18 protein-coding genes are annotated in these 20706 nt (G+C 45.6%); 11 read left to right on the top strand and 7 right to left on the bottom strand.

Going from position 1 to position 20706, the window contains the following annotated elements; genetic code table 11:
* Positions 1-115: 115 nt before the first annotated feature.
* From betI to OCV50_RS16550, 7 genes are all read left to right on the top strand, one after another.
* Complete coding sequence (gene betI / locus OCV50_RS16520; RefSeq protein ID WP_261904952.1) at positions 116-718, top strand: transcriptional regulator BetI; 603 nt, start codon at positions 116-118, stop codon at positions 716-718.
* 67 nt (positions 719-785) lie between these two features.
* On the top strand, positions 786-2246 hold the full coding sequence (gene betB / locus OCV50_RS16525) for a betaine-aldehyde dehydrogenase (protein WP_261904953.1): 1461 nt from the start codon (positions 786-788) through the stop codon (positions 2244-2246).
* 27 nt (positions 2247-2273) lie between these two features.
* On the top strand, positions 2274-3986 hold the full coding sequence (betA, locus tag OCV50_RS16530) for a choline dehydrogenase (protein WP_261904954.1): 1713 nt from the start codon (positions 2274-2276) through the stop codon (positions 3984-3986).
* A gap of 97 nt (positions 3987-4083) precedes the next feature.
* On the top strand, positions 4084-5049 hold the full coding sequence (locus OCV50_RS16535; protein WP_261904955.1) for a choline ABC transporter substrate-binding protein: 966 nt from the start codon (positions 4084-4086) through the stop codon (positions 5047-5049).
* Between the two features lie 60 nt (positions 5050-5109).
* Positions 5110-5952 carry a choline ABC transporter permease subunit gene (choW, locus tag OCV50_RS16540; protein ID WP_239839454.1) on the top strand — a complete coding sequence of 281 codons (843 nt, stop codon included), beginning with the start codon at positions 5110-5112 and terminating at the stop codon, positions 5950-5952.
* Positions 5953-5954: 2 nt separating this feature from the next.
* Positions 5955-7163, top strand: a complete 1209-nt coding sequence (choV, locus tag OCV50_RS16545; RefSeq protein ID WP_261904956.1) for a choline ABC transporter ATP-binding protein — start codon at positions 5955-5957, stop codon at positions 7161-7163.
* Positions 7164-7450: 287 nt separating this feature from the next.
* Positions 7451-7948: a MarR family winged helix-turn-helix transcriptional regulator gene (locus OCV50_RS16550; protein ID WP_239839456.1), complete on the top strand. Its 498-nt coding sequence runs from the start codon at positions 7451-7453 to the stop codon at positions 7946-7948.
* Positions 7949-8022: 74 nt separating this feature from the next.
* On the opposite strand, the gene OCV50_RS16555 is transcribed toward OCV50_RS16550, so the two are convergent.
* Positions 8023-10359, bottom strand: a complete 2337-nt coding sequence (locus OCV50_RS16555) for a putative bifunctional diguanylate cyclase/phosphodiesterase (RefSeq protein WP_261904957.1) — start codon at positions 10357-10359, stop codon at positions 8023-8025.
* 473 nt (positions 10360-10832) lie between these two features.
* Here OCV50_RS16555 and OCV50_RS16560 point away from each other — a divergent pair, with 473 nt between their 5' ends.
* Positions 10833-12146, top strand: a complete 1314-nt coding sequence (locus OCV50_RS16560) for an ABC1 kinase family protein (protein WP_261904958.1) — start codon at positions 10833-10835, stop codon at positions 12144-12146.
* A gap of 87 nt (positions 12147-12233) precedes the next feature.
* Here the strand turns inward: OCV50_RS16560 and OCV50_RS16565 are convergent, their stop codons facing one another.
* From OCV50_RS16565 to OCV50_RS16575, 3 genes are all read right to left on the bottom strand, one after another.
* Entirely contained in the window at positions 12234-12863 is a 630-nt protein-coding gene (locus tag OCV50_RS16565; RefSeq protein WP_261904959.1) for a bifunctional 4-hydroxy-2-oxoglutarate aldolase/2-dehydro-3-deoxy-phosphogluconate aldolase, read from the bottom strand.
* Positions 12864-12867: 4 nt separating this feature from the next.
* Positions 12868-13827, bottom strand: coding sequence for a sugar kinase (locus OCV50_RS16570; RefSeq protein ID WP_261904960.1), 960 nt, complete (start codon positions 13825-13827; stop codon positions 12868-12870).
* 115 nt (positions 13828-13942) lie between these two features.
* Positions 13943-15376 (bottom strand): PTS transporter subunit EIIC, encoded by a 1434-nt coding sequence (locus OCV50_RS16575; RefSeq protein ID WP_261904961.1) that lies wholly within the window; start codon positions 15374-15376, stop codon positions 13943-13945.
* Positions 15377-15636: 260 nt separating this feature from the next.
* Here OCV50_RS16575 and OCV50_RS16580 point away from each other — a divergent pair, with 260 nt between their 5' ends.
* Entirely contained in the window at positions 15637-16836 is a 1200-nt protein-coding gene (locus tag OCV50_RS16580; RefSeq protein WP_261904962.1) for an enolase C-terminal domain-like protein, read from the top strand.
* 214 nt (positions 16837-17050) lie between these two features.
* Here OCV50_RS16580 and OCV50_RS16585 read toward each other — a convergent pair whose 3' ends face one another.
* Positions 17051-17758: a GntR family transcriptional regulator gene (locus tag OCV50_RS16585; protein ID WP_032553830.1), complete on the bottom strand. Its 708-nt coding sequence runs from the start codon at positions 17756-17758 to the stop codon at positions 17051-17053.
* Between the two features lie 187 nt (positions 17759-17945).
* Here OCV50_RS16585 and OCV50_RS16590 point away from each other — a divergent pair, with 187 nt between their 5' ends.
* Both OCV50_RS16590 and OCV50_RS16595 read left to right on the top strand, forming a co-directional pair.
* Positions 17946-18491, top strand: coding sequence for a glutathione peroxidase (locus tag OCV50_RS16590; protein ID WP_261904963.1), 546 nt, complete (start codon positions 17946-17948; stop codon positions 18489-18491).
* Between the two features lie 9 nt (positions 18492-18500).
* Positions 18501-18947, top strand: a complete 447-nt coding sequence (locus tag OCV50_RS16595) for a DUF3429 domain-containing protein (RefSeq protein WP_261904964.1) — start codon at positions 18501-18503, stop codon at positions 18945-18947.
* A 42-nt stretch (positions 18948-18989) separates the two neighbouring features.
* Here OCV50_RS16595 and OCV50_RS16600 read toward each other — a convergent pair whose 3' ends face one another.
* A complete protein-coding gene (locus tag OCV50_RS16600) occupies positions 18990-19556 on the bottom strand; it encodes a sugar O-acetyltransferase (protein WP_261904965.1) in 567 nt (188 codons plus the stop codon).
* Positions 19557-19669: 113 nt separating this feature from the next.
* A complete protein-coding gene (gene add / locus OCV50_RS16605; RefSeq protein ID WP_261904966.1) occupies positions 19670-20668 on the bottom strand; it encodes an adenosine deaminase in 999 nt (332 codons plus the stop codon).
* Between the last annotated feature and the right edge of the window lie 38 nt (positions 20669-20706).

The raw sequence follows: 20706 nt of genomic DNA on the forward strand, positions 1-20706 counted from the left end.
TAGGTTTTGGGTCTGCATCGTAACCATTTTGTTAAAATAATCATTTGAACCCTAACTAGTTTTCTGTCATTTTATAATTAATTGAACGTTCAATAAAAAATAAAAGGACTCACAAATGCCCAAGGTTGGGATGCCAGATATCCGAAAACCACAGCTAGTACAAGCCACAATGACGGTGATCGATCGCGTCGGTTTGCACTCGGCCAGTATTGCTTTGATCAGTAAAGAAGCTGGCGTATCTACTGGAATTATCAACCACTATTTTGGTGGCAAGCATGGGCTACTTGAAGAGACGATGCGCGAGATCTTGCGCCAGTTGTCGGTAACCATCACCAATGCTCTGAAAGAGCTTCCCGTCAATGCTCATCAAAAAAGAATCAATGCCATCATCAACGGCAATTTCGAAGGCTACCAAGCGGAGAACAAGGTCGCGAAAACCTGGTTGGCGTTTTGGTCTTACTCAATGCATGACGCTCAGCTTAAAAGGCTGCAGCGAGTGAATGAGAAACGCCTTATTTCTCATTTGCTTATCGAGCTAAAAGCTCTTTTAGAGCCGGAGCAAGCTGAGTTGGTTGCTCACGGAATCGCATCCTTAATTGATGGTATTTGGTTGCGTGGGACGCTTAACCCCGAAGGTATTGATGCAAACAAAGCTCGTGCAATTATTAATGATTATCTCGATAAGCAGCTGACGTTCTACGCACTGAATGTCGATTAGTACGCTAAAAATCTCATAATTTTAATGGGCCAACAGTGCCCAAACATAGACAAAGTCAGAAACTCAAATGGAAATGAACTCTTTATACATAGATGGACAAAGCGTTACCGCGACCTCGGGGGAAACCTTTGTTAGCACTAACCCAGCTAATGGTGAGCCGATCGCGATTGTTGGCCAAGCATCTCAATCCGACCTCGATAAAGCTGTTGAATCGGCCAAGCGCGGCTTTGCTGTGTGGTCCTCAATGACCGCTGTGGAACGCAGTCGTATTTTGATGAAGGCGGTAGAAATACTTAGAACACGAAACGATGACTTAGCAAAGCTTGAGGTTGCAGATACTGGCAAGCCACTGCAGGAAGCGATTGAGGTGGACGTCGCCTCTGGTGCTGACGTGATCGAGTACTACGCGGGCCTTGCACCTACACTGCAAGGTGAGCAGCAACCGCTCAGCGAAAGTCAGTTTTTCTATACTCGTCGTGAGCCTTTGGGGGTCTGTGCCGGGATTGGTGCTTGGAATTACCCAATTCAGATTGCAATGTGGAAATCTGCACCCGCATTAGCCGCGGGGAATGCAATGGTGTTCAAGCCTTCAGAAGAGACCCCGCTTACGGCGCTAAAACTGGCGGAAATCTTTACCGAAGCGGGTCTGCCTGACGGTGTCTTTAACGTTGTTCAGGGTGATTACCGAGTCGGCCAAATGCTGACTGCTCATCCAGATATTGCCAAAGTCTCTTTCACCGGTGAAACCGGTACCGGTAAAGCGGTAATGACTGACAGCGCTAAGACCCTTAAGTCTGTCACCATGGAACTTGGCGGTAAGTCACCAATGATCATCTTTGATGATGCCAAGCTCGATGATGCAGTGTCTGCAGCCATGGTCGCTAACTTCTACACCCAAGGCGAAGTGTGTACTAACGGTACTCGTGTTTATGTTCATGAAAATATCTATCAAGAGTTTGTTGACCAACTTAAAGCGCGCACAGAAAAGCTCGTAGTCGGTGACCCAATGGACATCGAAACGCAAATTGGTGCGCTTATCTCCAAACAACACCTATCTAAAGTTCTTGAAGCGATTGAGATGGCTAAGCAGTCTGGCGCAACACTACTGACTGGCGGTTATCAAGTGACGGACAACGGCCTTGCCAATGGCAACTTTGTTGTTCCAACCGTATTTGTCGATTGCGACGACGACATGCCCCACGTGCAGCAAGAGATCTTCGGCCCAGTGATGTCGGTGCTCAAATTTACCGATGAAGATGATGTGATTCGCCGAGCGAACGATACCCATTACGGCTTGGCGGCGGGGGTCTTTACCCAAAACCTAGCGCGAGCTCACCGCGTTATTCATCAAATGCAGGCAGGGATTTGTTGGGTTAACACTTGGGGGGATTCACCAGCAGAGATGCCAGTCGGTGGTTACAAGCTTTCTGGTATTGGGCGCGAAAATGGCCCTGAAACCCTACTTCACTACACCCAAACCAAGAGCATTTTGATTGAGCTAGGTGACTACGCCAGCCCTTATGCATAACGCTTAACCCCTCACGGAGAACAGAACATGGAACAACGCTACGATTATATTATCGTCGGCGCGGGTTCGGCCGGCTGTGTGTTGGCTGATCGGCTAACTGAAAGCGGTCAACATAGCGTTTTATTGCTAGAAGCTGGTGGTACGGATAAGAGCATTTTTATTCAGATGCCGACAGCCCTTTCTTACCCGATGAACACGGAAAAGTATGCTTGGCAGTTCGAGACTCAGCAGGAGTCAGGACTAGATGGCCGTCAACTGCATTGTCCTCGCGGCAAGGTATTAGGTGGTAGCTCGTCGATCAACGGCATGGTTTACGTGCGTGGTCACGCTTGCGACTTTGACGAGTGGGAAGAGCATGGTGCAAAAGGTTGGAACTACCAAGCGTGTCTACCTTATTTCCGCCGTGCTGAATCTTGGAATCAGGGCAGTGATGTCTATCGTGGTGGTGATGGCCCTGTTGGAACCTGTAACGGTAACGACATGGCACTGAACCCTCTTTATCAAGCATTTATTGATGCGGGTAAAGATGCGGGCTACCCAGAAACCAAAGACTACAACGGTTATCAGCAGGAAGGCTTCGGTGCTATGCATATGACGGTAGATAAAGGGGTTCGAGCCTCCACATCTAACGCATATCTACGCAGAGCACTGAAGCGTTCCAATCTCACCCTTATTAAGGGCGTGGTGGTTCGAAAGGTATTGCTAGAGCAAGACTCCAAAACATGGAAAGCAACCGGTGTTGAGTTTGAAAAATCTGGCAAGGTTCAAACGGCTTCTGCATCGAAGGAAGTGATCTCTTCAGCTGGTTCTATTGGCTCTGTTCAACTACTTCAGCTATCCGGCATTGGTCCGAAAGCGGTGCTAGAAAAAGCGGGTGTAGAGCTAAAGCATGAACTCCGTGGCGTCGGTGAAAACCTACAAGACCATCTAGAAGTGTATTTCCAGTATCACTGTAATGAACCTATCACGCTCAACAGTAAATTAGGGCTCGTTAGCAAGGGCATGATTGGCGCAGAGTGGATTTTAACTCGCAAAGGATTAGGTGCGACTAACCACTTCGAATCTTGTGCCTTTATTCGCTCTCGCAAAGGTCTGAAATGGCCAAATATTCAATATCACTTTTTGCCTGCAGCGATGCGCTACGATGGGCAAGCGGCCTTTGATGGTCATGGTTTTCAAGTCCATGTTGGCCCGAACAAACCCGAAAGCCGAGGGACAGTGGCAATCACTTCAGCCGACCCACACGCGAAACCTGAAATCATTTTTAACTACATTTCGACAGAACAAGACCGTCAGGACTGGCGCGATTGTATTCGTCTGACGCGCGAAATTCTCTCTCAACCGGCGATGGATAAATTCCGTGGTGAAGAGATCCAACCGGGTGCTGATGTCACCACTGATGAAGCGATTGATGAGTGGGTAAAACAGAATGTTGAGAGTGCCTACCATCCGTCTTGTGGGTGCAAGATGGGCGCAAATGACGACCCAATGGCCGTGCTGGACGAAGAGTGCCGAGTACGTGGTGTGGCTAACTTACGCGTGGTCGATTCGTCGGTATTCCCAACCATCCCTAACGGGAACTTGAATGCGCCAACCATCATGGTTGCCGAGCGCGCCTCGGATTTCATATTGGGTAAAACGCCACTGGCTGCAACCGATGTACCCGTTTGGATTGCACCTCAATGGCAAGACACTCAGCGCGAAAACGAACCGTTAAGAGCATTAATCAACGAAAGCTAATTACATATCGAGAATCGGTCGCGCATAAAGACCGAGCAAAAAGTATGAGTCAGAAACCACATCGACGTGGTGAAAAGGAAGAATAAAAGGAATCACTATGACAATTATCCGCACCGTGACTAAAAAGACATTAGCCGCTTCGGCCATCAGTGTATTGGCGTTGAACGCACACGCTGCCGTCGAGCCTCAACAGTGTGAGAACGTGCGCTTTGCAGATGTTGGCTGGACCGACATTACGGCAACGACTGCAGTAACCACCGAGCTGCTAAAAGGACTTGGCTATCAAACTAAAACAGATCTGCTGTCTGTACCTGTTACTTACTCTTCAATGGCGAATGGCGATATTGATGTATTCCTTGGCAACTGGATGCCAACGATGGAAGGCGATATTGCTAAGTACCGCGAAGCAGGAACTGTGGAAACTGTGCGTGCCAACCTTGAAGGTGCGAAGTATACATTGGCTGTTCCAAAGTATGTTTACGATGCTGGCGTAAAGAGCTTTGCTGACCTCGCTAAGCACGCAGACAAGTTCAAAGACCGTATCTACGGTATTGAGCCGGGTAACGATGGTAACCGTCTAATCCAATCGATGATCGACTCAGACGCATTTGGACTAAAAGACTTTAGCCTTGTTGAGTCGAGCGAAGCGGGCATGGTTTCACAAGTGTCACGCGCGGCACGTCGCAACCAATGGATTGTTTACCTTGGTTGGGCACCGCATCCAATGAACAGCAACGTTGAGATGGAGTATCTAGACGGTGGTGATGACTTCTTTGGTCCGAACTACGGCGGCGCGAATGTCTACACAAACGTGCGCGCGAATTACTTATCTGAGTGTTCAAACGTCGGTCAGCTTCTGCAAAATCTAGAATTCTCTCTGGAGATGGAAAATGAGTTGATGGAAGCCATCCTTAACCAAAACGTTCAACCAAACAAGGCTGCTCAACAGTGGTTAAACAGCAACCCACAACAAGTGGAAGCGTGGCTTGAAAACGTCAAAACGTTGAAGGGTGAATCTGCTTCAGAAGCCGTGTCTGCTTATTTGAAACAAGTAAAAGCTTAACGTTAATTTCCAAAATGGTGAGTTGCGTTTGGCAACTCACCGAAAATCAAAGGCAATATTGTGAATTTTATTACTGAAAACAAAATCCCAGTCGGTCAATGGATGGAAGCTGGTGTTGATTGGCTAACGATCAATGCTGCGGGACTGTTTGATGCCATTTCGATTTTTCTAGAGACGGTTATTCTGTTTCTGGTGGATGTATTTAAGTGGATGCCGCCGGCTCTGCCGATTTTAATCACCGCGGCTCTCGCGTGGTATCTACATCGTAAGATCTCTTTGGTTGTGTTTGTAGTCGCGGCCCTGCTGACCATTCTTAACCTTGGCTACTGGCAAGAAATGCTGGAAACCTTTGTCCTCGTGTTTGCGGCGACAACGATTTCCGTATTAATTGGCGTTCCAGTCGGCATCATGGCAGCCCATCGCCCTTGGCTGTACACAGTCTTAAGGCCGATTCTTGATTTAATGCAGACGGTTCCAACCTTTGTGTATCTAATCCCGACCTTGGTGTTGTTTGGTCTTGGGATTGTGCCGGGGCTCATCTCGACCATTATTTTCGCTATCGCGGCACCGATTCGCCTGACCTATTTAGGGGTAACTAAGGTGCCTGAAGAATTGGTCGAAGCGGGCAAGGCATTTGGTGCTAGCCGAATGAAACTCTTGATGAAAGTTGAGCTGCCTGCGGCTCTGCCAAGCATTATGGCTGGTGTGACTCAATGCATTATGTTGTCACTGTCTATGGTGGTGATTGCTGCATTAGTCGGGGCAGATGGTTTAGGGAAACCAGTTGTTCGAGCGCTGAACACTGTAAACATTTCTCAAGGCTTTGAAGCGGGACTCGCTATTGTTCTTGTGGCGATCATTCTTGACCGCCTATGTAAAACACCGAACCAAAAGGAGGCTTAATCATGAGTCATGACAAGCAAAGAATGGATGCAATTACCATTAAAAACCTCGATGTTGTGTTCGGTGATAATACGCAACTAGCACTTGAAAGGCTCGACCAAGGCAAGTCTCGCCAAGAGATCATCGACGAGACAGGGCAAGTGGTTGGCGTGGATAACGTTTCATTGAATATCCAAGAGGGTGAGATTTGTGTGTTGATGGGGCTTTCTGGCTCTGGCAAGTCATCCCTTTTGCGCGCTGTGAATGGCTTAAACCCAATTAGTCGTGGTTCTTTGGAAGTGAAAGATGGTGAAAAGCAGGTCGATCTTGCCCAGTGCGATGAAGCGACACTTCGTCAACTGCGTACTCATCGCGTATCTATGGTGTTCCAAAAGTTTGCGCTAATGCCTTGGCTGACTGTGTTGGATAACGTGGCCTTTGGTCTAGAAATGCAGGGAATGGCAAAAGATGCGCGCCGAGCTAAAGCACGTGAGCAGCTAGAAATGGTTGGTCTTGCTGAGTGGGAAACCAAATTCCCACATGAGCTCTCTGGCGGTATGCAGCAGCGTGTCGGCTTAGCGAGGGCGTTCGCGATGGACACCGATATTTTGCTGATGGATGAGCCTTTCTCAGCACTCGACCCTCTGATTCGTGCTCAGTTGCAAGATGAACTGATTTCACTGCAAAACAAACTGAATAAAACCATCTTGTTCGTAAGTCATGATTTAGATGAAGCCTTAAAAATTGGTAACAACATTGCGATAATGGAATCGGGGAAACTGATTCAACATGGCAAACCCGAAGAGATCGTATTGAAGCCAAAAACCGAATATGTGAAAGACTTTGTGGCTCATACCAACCCGCTGAATGTGCTCAAAGGGCGCTCTTTGATGCAGCCTTTAGCTGACTTAGAACAGCAAGACCAAAGCTGGAAAGTATGTACGGCAAAAGATGTGTGGATAGAAGAAGTTGAAGGTGCTCTTAGCATTAAAGGGGAGAATGACCTCAGTCTTCTTAGGTGGCAACCGTCGGACGTAGACACGCTGGATATCGAGCCGTCGACTCTGGTATTGGCGAGCCCAGAGATTGGAATGCGCGATGCTATTAAACTTAAGCAGCAGAGTGACTACCCTATCTTGCTTGTTGAGGGGCAGCAGCTCGTGGGAATTCTAGACGATAGTGAGTTCTATAGTGCGCTCACGGGTGACTTTCAGCTCAACGATGCGGCTTAATCTACTTAACAGACAAACGAGAGAGCCGATATAGGCTCTCTGATACGCACCTCAGCCATATACCAATCCGCCTCTTATCCTATGTGATCTCACAAAAGTGCCACGCTATACAGGTTTAGGGTTTGAGAAAAGATTGAGAATAGTAAGAACATAAGTACAATGCGGAAAAATCAATGAAATAATCCATCAATTTACAGTGTAATTTCTATCATGTTGCCCGTATGACGGCGATGATTTTTGTTGTACTGTAAAATCACCCACAGCATATAAGTACAAAGGTCTGCATCTTGGACAAACATGACGAAATTTTAGTCGCTATTCGCCAAATTATTCGCGCTATCGATTTACACTCGAAGAAGCTGAGTAAAGAGTATGGTTTGACTGGCCCTCAATTGATTTTAATGAGAGCAATCCAAGAGATGGGCAATGTGACGATCAAAGAGTTATCGAATCACACCAATGTGAGTCAAGCAACCACGACCACCATCATCGACCGTTTAGAGCAAAATGGCTATGTACAGCGTGTGCGCAGTGTCGCAGACCGACGTAAGGTGCACGCCAATCTAACCGAAAAAGGCCAAGAGCTGCTAAACAGTGCGCCACCACCTCTTCAAGACAACTTTGTTAATAAATTCCAGAACCTAGAGCCGTGGGAGCAAAGCTTGTTGCTGTCTTCAATGCAGCGAATCTCTTCGATGATGAACGCTGAAGATATTGATGCAGCACCTGTATTGCAGTTAGAAGGCATTACCAATACGGTGAAAACGGACGACTCCGCTAAGTAGTCCTTTACTGATGTTTTAGACACACCTATTAAACGAAAGACCACGCATCATCGCGTGGTCTTTTTTATTGCTTGCTAGTCACTCTGGAACTTAGCTATCAGAGCTAATACGTCATCTTCCGTAACTGGGGTGCCGTAGTAGTAACCTTGCAGGTAGTTACAGCCTAAACGGGTGAGGAAGGTTTCTTGCTCCTTAGTTTCCACACCTTCAGCGACGACTTTGAGAGAGTAATTTTTGGCGAGACGATAGAGCACATTCACCATCTCTTGTTTGGACGGATTATTGTTTAATATCTGATCAACGAACGACTTGTCGATTTTTAAGGTATCGAACGGATAGCGAATCAATTGATTGAAAGACGTAAAGCCCGTACCAAAATCATCGATGGCTAAGTCGACTCCAATCTTTTTCAATTCAAACAACACATCCAATTCCGTCGTTTCGTCGGGAACAAATGCGGTTTCGGTCACTTCAAATTCGATGTTCTCCGCAGGTACTCCGGCACTGATTAGCATGCGATTAACATCGGCAGGAAATCCCGGCGACATTAACTCAAGGCTAGAGATGTTAATCGCAAATTTGAGTGAACGATTTCCTCTGTCGATCAGTCGTTTTGCTGCCATTAAACCATTGCTGATCACCCACATATCGATGTCACGAATCATGCCCGTGCGTTCGGCACAAGGGATAAACTCGTCTGGTCCAATATTCTGCTGAGCGAGCTCAGGGCAGCGCAGTAACAGTTCAAACCCACGCAAGGTTTTGGAAGACGCATTGATGATTGGCATGAATGAAAAGCTGAACCCATCTTCGTTGAGTGCTTTGATTAGGGTCTGTTCAATCAAAAGCTCTTTGGCCACCACTTCTTCGAGATCGGAGTTATAGAAGTAGTGACGAGCGTCAGACTCTTTGGCGACATACATGGCTCTGTCAGCTTGGATCATCAAAGAGTCAGTAGTGAGGTTCTCGTTATGCTCATTGATTTCAACCACCCCTAGACTGATGCCAACACGGTAGCGTTGATCTCCAAGGAAAAAGTTGGATTCGAACTGCGCTTCAATGCTTTCAAGTACGCTCAAAATGTCAGAGAGTCGCGTGATACCGTAGGTGTATATCGCGAACTCATCGCCACTGAGTCGAGCAAATAGATGAGATTCAAATAGACGTCCGCGTGAGCGCTGTAGAATTTGTTGAGTGGATGAGGCAAAGCGTACAAGAAGTTCATCACCCGCATCGTGACCATAGTTGTCGTTTACCGCTTTAAACTTATCGAGATCAATATAGATAAGATAGCTGGTACCGTGGTGTTCTTCTGATAGCAATTTCTTTAAGTTCTGCATGAAGAAAGTGCGGTTGTCGAGGCCTGTAAGTGCATCGGTTTCTACTAAAGTTTTGACGCGTTCAAATACCGATTGATAGCTTGGATCTATCTGGTCTTCGTTATTCTTTTGATTACCTTCATCGGGTTTTAGGGTGTTGAGCTCTCTGGTGTATGCCTGTAGAGGTTGTAACACTTGACGATAAAATAGAAAGTAACCGCCGCTAATCAAAAGCAGTGTAATCGCTAAGGTGACTCCGCCTATGGAGATCTTGGCTTGGTTGAGTTGGCTTTGGTAGTTCTCAGGGAAAACATGCAAAGAGGCTGAGATAAATGGGTCAGTATGTTTGAAAGCGACGCCGTCAGAATAATCCACATCCATCTTCATGGCGTGATTATCAAAGGCGTGATAGTTGGTGAGTGCGGCAACTAATGGCTCTGATTCGTGTACGGAAAACTTGCTCCGTTCTACGCCAGTCAAGAATCGATAATCAAAAGAAAAACCGAATGGTAACTGCTCTTTTAATGTGGCTTTGAAGCTGTCGAATACCGAAATCGGTAAGATGAGAACTGCAATACGGTCGGGGTAACCATCAAGGGTGTGAGCTGTGATCGCGTAGAGTTTACCATCGATGATAGAGAGCTTTTCTGAATTGTTCGGATCAGACAAATAGGTGCGGCCTGTATCAAGGAAAAGCTGGTTTGATTGGTGTTTTAAAGTTTGCACTGAACTTGCAATGAGATTGGACCGTGAATCGATGATCGCAAACGAATAGGAATTGTTGGTGTTATAGTCAAACCGCGTGCTACTTAATTGTGTATCGATTGATGCAAACGCGTCATACACTGTTCGATTCAAATCTGCGCGTTTTATAAAATTTTCTCTTTCCGCAATGTTGTTTAAGAAGGCCTTTTGATCTCTTAGCTCTTCTCCCATCTGCTTCACCACAAATTCAAGCTGTACACACCACTTACTCACGATCTGATTTTTAATTTGATGTTCGTAAGACAAGTAGTAAGCAACACCACTTGAAAAGACAATAATGAAAATAGCGGGTATAAAAATGCGAGCGGCTTTGTTCGTTAAATCCATACAACACTCCAATCTTGCCATCGTCCATCCATGGCCAATGGCTGTTATGCTACCTTGCACATAGTTCAAGTTAGGTCAGATCTCCGACCTTTGCAAAGGGATTTAACAGAGAATTTAAGCCTGTGACTGAATATCACATTTCTATTGTTTAAATTTAAACGCTAATCGATAGATTTATTAATTTTCAATGCCTTACGGCGCCTGGTCTGATCGGGTAAATGAGTCTTTCATCAATGCCTTGATCCTGTTTGAAAGCAAAATTACCTCTTCTTCAGGTAGTCCCCCGCTTCAATCACCACATGGATTAACGACTGCAAGTGACTCCTTGATTTGATAGGGTATTTTATAAACGTTCCACAATTTGAGTGTGTCGCTTTTTGGGATGCGTAGAGCTCATGTAAATAATCGTTTTGGCAATCATCCAAAGCACGGTTTTGTTCGTATACAGAGCAGTTAACTATGAGAGAGTTTTTATGTCAGCAAAAGAAAGGAATATTCCAACCCACCGTATTTCTCGCTTCGGTAAGTTTGCATCTTTGGCGACTCGTGTTGCGGGTAACGTGTTAACGGAAGGAACAAAGCAGATAGTGCAGGGTAATCGCCCCAAAGCGCGAGACTTATTGCTGACACCTCAAAACATCGGACGATTGACCGAGCAGCTCGCGCACTTGCGTGGAGCCGCCATGAAGCTTGGGCAGATGTTATCGATGGATGCTGGCGATGTGCTTGAGCCTGAATTGGCAGATATCTTGAGCAGGCTTAGATCGGATGCTGATCCTCTCCCTTCTAAACAACTTAACCACGTGCTGGAAAGCTCTCTGGGAGCTGATTGGAAGTCGGAATACATCGCGTTTAACTTCAAACCTATCGCCAGTGCCTCCATCGGGCAGGTGCATCAAGCGTACAGCGATGCGGGCGATAAACTGGCTGTAAAGGTGCAATACCCAGGGATTCGAAAAAGCATCGATAGCGACGTTGATAACGTGGGCACCTTATTAAAAGTTGTCGGATTGATTCCTGAATCAGTGGATTACAAGGGCTTGTTAGAAGAAGCGAAAAAGCAGCTGCATGATGAAGCGGACTACCAGCGAGAGGCGCAGTTCGCGATACGTTATCATCAAGCGCTGCAGGCCGATGCTCATTTTGTTGTACCCAAAGTTCATCTACCGAGTTCTTCTGATGCAGTGCTTGCGATGGAGTTTATTGAAGGGCAATCGGTCGAATCGGTAGAACATGCGTCACAAGAAACGCGCAATTTTGTGATGACGAGTCTGCTTGAACTGCTGTTCAAGGAGCTATTTGAACTCAAGATGGTGCAAACTGATCCTAACTTCGCTAACTATCTCTACAACGAAAAAACCAACCAGATCGGCCTGCTCGATTTTGGGGCGACGCGAGAATACAGCGACAAATTCAGTAACGGCTATCGTCAGGTGTTTCGCTCTGTGATTGAAGGCGATGAAACCGCTCTTAACCGAGCTTTGGAAGACATTGGCTTCTTTAGCGACACCATTGTTGATAGCCAACGACAAGCGGTATTGAACCTAGTGAAAATGGCTTGTGAGCCTATGCTGGTCGAAGGTGAGTATGACTTTAAGAGCAGTGATCTTGCCAAGCGACTGCGAGAGGCTGGAACTATTTTGAGTATGGAGCAAGAGTATTGGCACACGCCTCCAGCTGACGCCTTGTTCCTACATAGAAAGATTGGGGGCATGTATCTGCTGGCTGCAAGAATTGGCGCCAATGTTAATATCCGACAGCTGGTGGCTCCTTATCTAAGCAGCTAATAGCGGTACCAGTTGAAGTAGCTGTTCGTGAAGTATCCAGAGTCGAGCAAAAAGGCCAGAACCTATCAGGATCTGGCCAGTCCTCGTTTAGCGTTTTACTTGTTCAACAATTTCGCGGGTTAAGCGAGCAATCTCATCCCATTGTTGGTTCTCTACCAACTTCTTATCCACCATCCATGTGCCTCCACAAGCAAGCACTTCTGGCACTGCTAAATAGTTGTCGATGTTACTTGGTGTAATTCCGCCCGTTGGCATCAGTCGGATATTGCCGTATGGACCAACCAATGACTTGACCATGTCAATGCCACCAGAAGCCTCTGCAGGGAAGAATTTGAGTGTTGTTAACCCCATTTCTAGAGCAGCCTCGACGGTACTTGGGTTGTTCACTCCAGGGATGATGTCGATACCAATTTCTTGGCAAGCCTTAACTGTGTTTGGATTAAAGCCAGGAGATACCACAAAGGTAGCGCCTGCCTGTTTGGCTGCTAAAGCTTGCTCGCCATTAATGATGGTACCGGCACCGATAAGCATGTCAGGTTGTGCTTCACGCAGTAGGCGAATGGCTTCAACCGCCGCGTCAGAGCGGAAGGTGATTTCAGCCGCAGGTAGGCCGTTTTCCGCTAACACCTTGCCAAGTGGAATAATATCTTGCGCATTATCGATGGCGATAACTGGAATTACTTTTAGTGCTTTTAATTGATCGTTAATAGTTGGCATGAGTTTATTTCTCGATAAGAGTAGAAAGATTGTCTGTGACAGATTGTGGGATGATTGCCCCATGATGCTGGATGACTAACCCAGCCAGCGCGTTACCATGTTGACACGCTTGTGCAACGCTTCCGCCCGTTAGGTAACGTGCAAGGAATCCACCATTAAATGAGTCTCCCGCAGAGGTCGTATCAACCACGTTGGTGACCGATTTTGTTGGGATAGAGACAGGATCTTGGTTGGGATTTTCGCTGATCAAGCAGCCCTCAGAACCCATCTTAACGACCACGATTTGTACGCCGAGTTTATGCAGTCTAGCAATTGTGTCTTGCGGGGATTTGTCTTGCCAAATCAACTGTTCGTCATCGAAGGTAACAAGTGCAATGTCGGTCGCTTGGTAAGCAAGTAAGTACGCTTCTTTGGTTGCTGAGATGCTTTCCCAAAGTTTCGGGCGGTAATTGCTATCGAATGCAGTCTTAACCCCGTTGTTACGCAATTTGTCTATTTTGGCTAGCAGTTCAACTCGGTCTGAGTTAGGCAAAATAGCCAGAGAAATGCCGCTGAAAAAGACCATGTCAGCATTACTTAGCTGAGTCATTACATCCGTAAATTTTGGGTGTTGAACCATATAGCGCGCCGCGGAGTCATTACGCCAATACAGAAAGGTGCGCTCGCCCTCATCGTCCAATTGAATTAGGTAGAGCCCTGGAGAGCGTTTTGGGTCGCTCAGTACCAAGTCGGTTGATATCCCTTCATTTTGCCAACGACGGGTCATTTCTTGGCTGATTGAATCGGTGCCAAGCGCGGTTACGTAGCTAGTACGAACTTGAGAAAAAGCCACATCTTGTTTGAGGCTGCGGTTCAAATATATCGCAGCGTTCAGTGTGTCTCCGCCATAGCTTTGGATCATGTTGCCAAAGGGCGCACCATTTAGCTCAATCATGCATTCACCGATGATTGCGATATGGGTCATAGAATAAACCTTAGAAAGAAAAACTTAGAATGAAGGTTAGAAAAGTAAAGCGTGATCATCAGGAGCGACGATCACGCTTGGCTCGTTTAACCCCACAGTGGTGAGGCAGGGGGATTTACTTATTATCGAGCTTTACAAGTAGCATGGTCAGAACATAAGAGAGTGCGAATACACCTACTACGCCCATCAGTGCTTGAACAAAGTTCTGAGTACCGCTAGCTAGGTAAGCAGGCAAGCTGAATACCGAAGATAGAATGTAGCTCGTTAGGTGAGTGTCAATCGTTACAGAGATAGCACCGAATATGCCCGCAGCTAGACTCGCAGTCATCATTGCTTTAGTGTACTTGGTTAGAACACCAAACAGAGCCGGCTCTGTGATACCTAAGATAGCTGTGACACTTGAACCCGCAGTAATTGAAGACTGCTCTTTAGACACATACTTACGCTGTTTGTGCCAGATAGCCATGGTTGCGCCCGCAATTGCCATGTTGCCCAGACACATGATTGGCATTAGCAGGTCCTTACCGTACAACGCGAAGTTGTTGAGGCTGATTGGCGTCATACTATGGTGGATACCAAACACAATTGTGATTGGGCGAGTTAGGCCAAAGATAAAGCCTGTTAGCGTTGGAGAAATCTCAAGCAGTGAGCTCATCACCCAACCAGCGCCGTTACTTAGCCAGATGCCAGCAGGACCAACAAAAGAGAGTGTGATTGTTGAAGTCACGGTAAACGCAAGTAGAGGGGTAAATACCGGTTTCGCGGAAGATGGTACTAGACGGTCAACAAGAGGAGTCACCTTAGACAGCAACCAAATCGCTAAAATAGCGGGTACGATCGCCCCGCCGTAGTTCAGCAGTTCGATAGGCACAACACCAAGCACTGTTAGTTCTGGCGCGGCGCCAGCGTCTTTAAGTAGCGTTGCTTTCTCAACCAGCAGTGGCGCTAGCATGGCTGAAGAAACTGCCAGTGCGATGTATTCATTAACTTTAAACACCTTAGCTGCAGAGAAAGAGACCAGCATAGGTAAGAAGAAAAACACAGCCACAGAGATAGAGCGGAAGAAGTACACCGTATCTGAGGTTTCAGAGATAATATTAGTCGCGATAAGCCCTGATAGCAGACCCATTAGCATACCAGCTCCCGCGATAGCTGGTACCACTGGGCCAAAGATACCAGCGACAATACGCATCACGCCTTGGAACAATTTGCCTTTTTCTATTTCGTCAGTCACAGAGTCGTCAGCTTGTTGCGTGCCTGACAGCGCGTTAAACCATTTTTCAACTTCTACTCCGATGATCACTTGAGTTTGACCCTGTTGGCTTACCATGCCTTTTACGTCTGAAATCGCTTTGACAGCATCTTCATCAGCCAAAGACTCGTCTGCCAATTTGAATCTCAATCGAGTCATACAGTGAGTGATACTCACAATGTTATCTTCACCGCCAAGAGCGGAGACTAATAACTGTATATTTTCATTAAAACTTTTCTTTTTGGGTGATGACTTTGAGTTATTAATAACAGCATCATTCTTTTCAACAATTTGCATACAACACCTGTTACTGGGAGATATTTAACTCGAGCAATCATAGCGATAAGCGTTTTTAATCCAATGGGATAAAAAGAGATCCCAATCACAATTAAATTTCTAATAATTTATTTTTTACCATTTTTCAGCAATTGGTATGTTTTGTTTGTGAAAAAAAATCACTTAACGTACCAATTATTTTTGAGCAAAATTTAGCGCTTGAAATGTGGTTTTTAACGCGGTTAGATAATAGGAGTTGACTAAGTTTAGGTTATTTAATTGTGAAAGAAACTATTATATCTGACGTCCAATGCGTTATTACAAAACCGGATAGACATAACCTCATTACCGTAATCGTTGAAACGAATGAGGGTGTGACTGGCTTTGGTTGTGCGACATTCCAGCAAAGACCATTAGCTGTAAAAACCATGGTTGACGAATATTTAAAACCTATTCTCATTGGAAAAAATGCCAATAATATTGAAGACTTATGGCAAATGATGATGGTCAATGCATATTGGCGCAACGGACCTGTTATTAATAATTCGATATCTGGCGTTGATATGGCATTGTGGGATATTAAAGCAAAACTTGCTGGTATGCCGCTGCATCAACTATTTGGTGGTAAGGCTCGCGATGCTATTCCAGTGTATACACATGCAACCAGCGATACGATGGAAGGTATTTATGACCTAGTCGATTCATTTTTAGATAAAGGCTATCGTCATATCCGTTGTCAATTAGGCTTCTATGGTGGTGTACCGACACAGCTACATGCGACTCAAAACCCGACTGAAGGTTCGTATTACGACCAAGACCAGTACATGGACAATACCTTAACCATGTTTAAGTCGTTGAGAGAGAAATATGGCAATAAATTCCACATCTTACATGATGTGCACGAGCGTCTTTTCCCAAATCAAGCTATTCAGTTTGCCAAAGAAGTTGAGCAATACAAGCCTTACTTTATCGAAGATATTTTGCCGCCAAACCAAACGGAGTGGCTCGATAACATTCGCAGCCAGAGCTCGGTATCATTGGGCTTGGGTGAGCTGTTTAACAATCCTGAAGAGTGGAAATCTCTGATTGTTAATCGCCGTATTGATTTCATCCGTTGTCACGTTTCACAGATTGGTGGAATTACACCAGCTCTGAAACTGGGGCATTTATGTCAGACCTTCGGTGTGCGTATCGCATGGCACTGTCCGCCAGACATGACCCCAATCGGTGCAGCAGTAAACACTCACTTAAATGTGCACCTACATAATGCTGCCATTCAAGAGCATGTAGAGTATAACGCTAACACTCATAAAGTATTCCCGAACGCAGCAGAACCTATTGATGGTTACCTATACGCTTCAGAGGTCGCTGGTATCGGTGTTGAAATGGATCGTGAAATGGCACAGGAATTCCCAGTGATGTACCGTCCTCACGAGTGGACACAAAGTCGACTCCCAGATGGTGCAATCCATACACCATAGCAATCACCTTCAAATCAAATAGCCACGTTCAGTGGCTATTTTTTTTATGTAAAGTAAAACTGAGATTATTAGTAGTGATGATTAGTATTCGCTTTGTGAATAATTAAAGATAATTACATTATTTATTCTATGTGTAATATTGAACAGTGTATATTAACGATTGTTATAAATTTAATGAAAATCAATTCAATTAAAGAGTTAGATATTATAAAGGTTATTTCTTATCTCTATAGCTCATGCTTTCGCTATTAAATGGCGTGTGATAGGTACACTGGTAGTTGATATCGATAATATCACTGACGATAAAGAGTTCACCTGAAGCCAAGAACCCTCGATTGGTAATATTCATGGCTGCAGCATTTTTCTTACAGCCGAGTAATTCAGCATCATCCTTTGAGACGTTTACCGCCTGATAGGTGGTGAGGTAGCTGTCGATTTCAAGTCCAATAGATAAGGCATGTTTTTGGATGGAGCTTTCGATGATATCGGCGTTCATCTCGGGGAATATACGAACGGGTATTCTTGCTTCTTCTACTTGCACAACTTTATTGTTGATCAATCGTAGGCGTCTAATTTTCCAGATGTACTCATCATCTGTGAGTGAAAATATCTGCTGTTCATGTTGATCAGGGAGGGCTTTATTAAGCTGAAGTTTTTTGTAGGAGATCTCTTCGAAGCTGTTTTCAGTAATTGAGTTGTAAACAAGCGGTGTGCCGATAAGTGCGGTATTAACGAAGTAACCCGAACCCACTTTAGATTTGACCATGCCGATCGCTTCGAGCTTAGCCAAAGCCTTACGGATCGTAAATCGAGACAGCCCATAGATCTCAGAGAGTTCTCTTTCTGCAGGGAGCTTATGGTTGATGCTGTTCTGGCAGATCTTACTAACAATATCTTGAACAACTAATTCATACTTCTTCATTCTCAGAACCCAAAAACACTCATCATGACTAAATTATAGTTAACTAAATCAGAGACTCAGCGCACTGCGTGTGGCTCAAAATTCTAACACATAAGGTGAAACAGAATGGTGGGAAATAACGGTGGAAAGTGATCAAAAGCCGACCTTAGTGAGTAAAACTAAGACTACCAATCATTGAGATACACGGATGAATAAATATCAACTTAGCTTGGCAACACTCTGTCTGAGCGCGCTACCATTTGTGGCTAATGCGTCATCATGCCCCGATATACTAAAAGGCTCACAACGTCTGTTGAACTCTACTGATGAAGTCAATTTGTGCGAAGAGTTTCATGGCAAGACCATACTTGTGGTCAACACCGCAAGCCAGTGTGGATTCACTTCTCAGTTTGGTCAGCTTGAAGCGCTCCATCAAGAGTACAAAGATAAGAACTTCACCGTGGTTGGGTTCCCTAGTAATGACTTTCGACAAGACAAAGGCAGCGAGGCAGACAGTGCCAAAGTGTGTTATCTAGATTATGGCGTGACATTCCCGATGATGGCGCGTTCTTCAATTTCAGGGCCTGACGCCAACCCAGTGTTCAGTGAAATCAAGAAGCAAGCTGGCGTTTCTCCACGATGGAATTTCTACAAATACCTGATTGATAAAGAAGGTAAAGTGGTCGGGACATTCGGAAGCTCGACTTCACCCTCAAGCGCCACCTTGATAAATGCCATTGAGCAACAATTGTAGGGAGGCAATATGTCAGAAACAAAAAGCACCATGCTAAGGCTAGGTTATCTTGGCCTCATACCTTTTGCGTTCGGCTTGTTGCTGATGTTGTTAGACGCTCAATTTTTCTCCTTGGCGGGTGACCAGCTCTTCGTAAGCTACAGTGTTGTTATTCTGAGCTTTCTATCTGGCGTGCTGTGGGGCAGAGCCATTGACTACCCAGAACAAAGCTTGAGCCGCAAAGCGCTTCTACTGAGTAATGTCTTTCTACTCATTGCGTGGGCGGCGTTACTGCAGGGAGCAGGCAATACCAGCTTAACCATCATCGTACTAGCAGCGGGCTATATCGCGGTTTGGTTCTCCGAACACAAGCTCAAACCCAAACCACAGAACCAAATCCCCGAAGGGTACATGGGTATGAGAGGAATCTTAACTACCAGTGTTGTGGTGATGCATGGAGCTGCTTTGCTAAGTTAAGAAAAACGGCTATCGAAATGATGGCCGTTTTTCTTGGTATGTTTAGGTGGTTTGCTTTTCAACATCGAGCCTGCGAATCAGTTTTGCAGGCGTTCCGCCATATAGACAATCAGGTGGTACATCGCTGTTGACTACCGAGTTGGCTGCTATCACCGAGCGGGCGCCAATCGTGACGCCTTGGTTGATCACGCAGTTTCCACCAATCCAAGCGTCGTCTTCAACTGTAATAGGCTGGCAAAAGGTTTCCCATTTACGGCGGCTTCGATGATCCAATGAGTGAGAAGCGGTATAGAGCTGTGCACTTGGACCTATCATCACATTGTTGCCGATCTTAATGTTCGCACCATCCAGCATCACCACATTCATATTGATGAAGGTATCGTCACCGATTTCGATGGTCTTACCGAACTCACAATGAAAGGGAGCACGCACAATACTTTTGCCCACTTTACCAAATAGATTGGCCTGCAAGCGGTCTTGCTGAGAAGCATCGATGCTTCGGTTAAATTCAGAGAGAGCGTGCAACGCATGAGTACGCATTTGGTCGATTTCTTGATCAGCGCCATCGAAGATCTCGCCTGACAACATTTTTTCGAGTTCTGTTTTCATCTCTGTACCACTCATTAGTCAATATTGAATATAGAGTAACGACAAATAGGTAATAAAAAAGAGAAAAGCTTTCGCCTTTCTCTTCCGGATTTATTCGAGTTATTGAGCTCTAATTAGATTTGGTCTGCAAAGCTCATTAGGTGTTGTTTTACTTCGTCTGAAGCAAACGCGTTTTCTACAGAGTACTTGTAGATTTGCGCGTAATCTTCTTTAGTTAGGTCGAACGCTTCACATACACGCTTAACTTCGTTAGTCATGGTTGTGTTCGATACTGTGCGGTTGTCAGTGTTGATAGTTACCACGATACCGTCTTTCTGGAACTCAGAGATAGGGTGGTCGCTGAACTTGTGAATACACTTAGTCTGAACGTTACTTGTAGGGCAAGTTTCTAGTGCAACCTGCTTCTCTTTCACGATGTTGTACGCATCTTCATTACCTTGGATGTGAACACCGTGACCAATGCGCTCTGCATCTAGTAGCGTTACTGCGTCGTAAACGTTTTGACCGTGCCACTGCTCACCAGCGTGAACTGTCACGCGGTAGCCTTTTTCGATAGCGTATTTAGTGTACTCTGGGAATTCTGCACAGAAACCTGGCTTTTCACCGCCTGCGATATCAAATGCAACGACACCTTTGCCTAGGTAAGCTTGGCCCGCATCAATAACGTCTTTGATTGAATCTTTCGGGAACATACGAAGAACAGAAAGGATGTAGTTACCTTTAATGTCGTATTTCTCTTCCGCACGCTTCATGCCTTTTACTGCGCTCGCGATGATTGCATCAAGAGATAGGCCTTTGTTTACGTGAAGAATTGGTGCAAAACGTACTTCTAGGTATTTTACGTTTTCAAGCGCTGCATCTTCGTATAGCTCGAAAGAGATGCGCTCGATCGCTTCTTCAGTTTGCATCACTTTAAGTGGCAGGCTGAAACACGCAAGGTACTCATCCAGGTTCTTACAGTCTTCTGGCACAGTAAGAGACTCAACTACGGCATCACGGTCTGCAGGAAGCTCAATATCGTATTGCTTTGCAAGATCAATGATGGTGTCTGGACGAACGCTTCCGTCTAGGTGGCAGTGAAGATCAATCTTAGGGAGTGCTAGAAAGTTCATGAGTATTCCTTAGTTCTATTATTCTTGAGTAGTTAACT

Origin of the sequence: Vibrio fortis, from assembly GCF_024347475.1 — a bacterium.
In the GTDB taxonomy this organism is placed as follows: Bacteria; Pseudomonadota; Gammaproteobacteria; order Enterobacterales; family Vibrionaceae; genus Vibrio; species Vibrio fortis.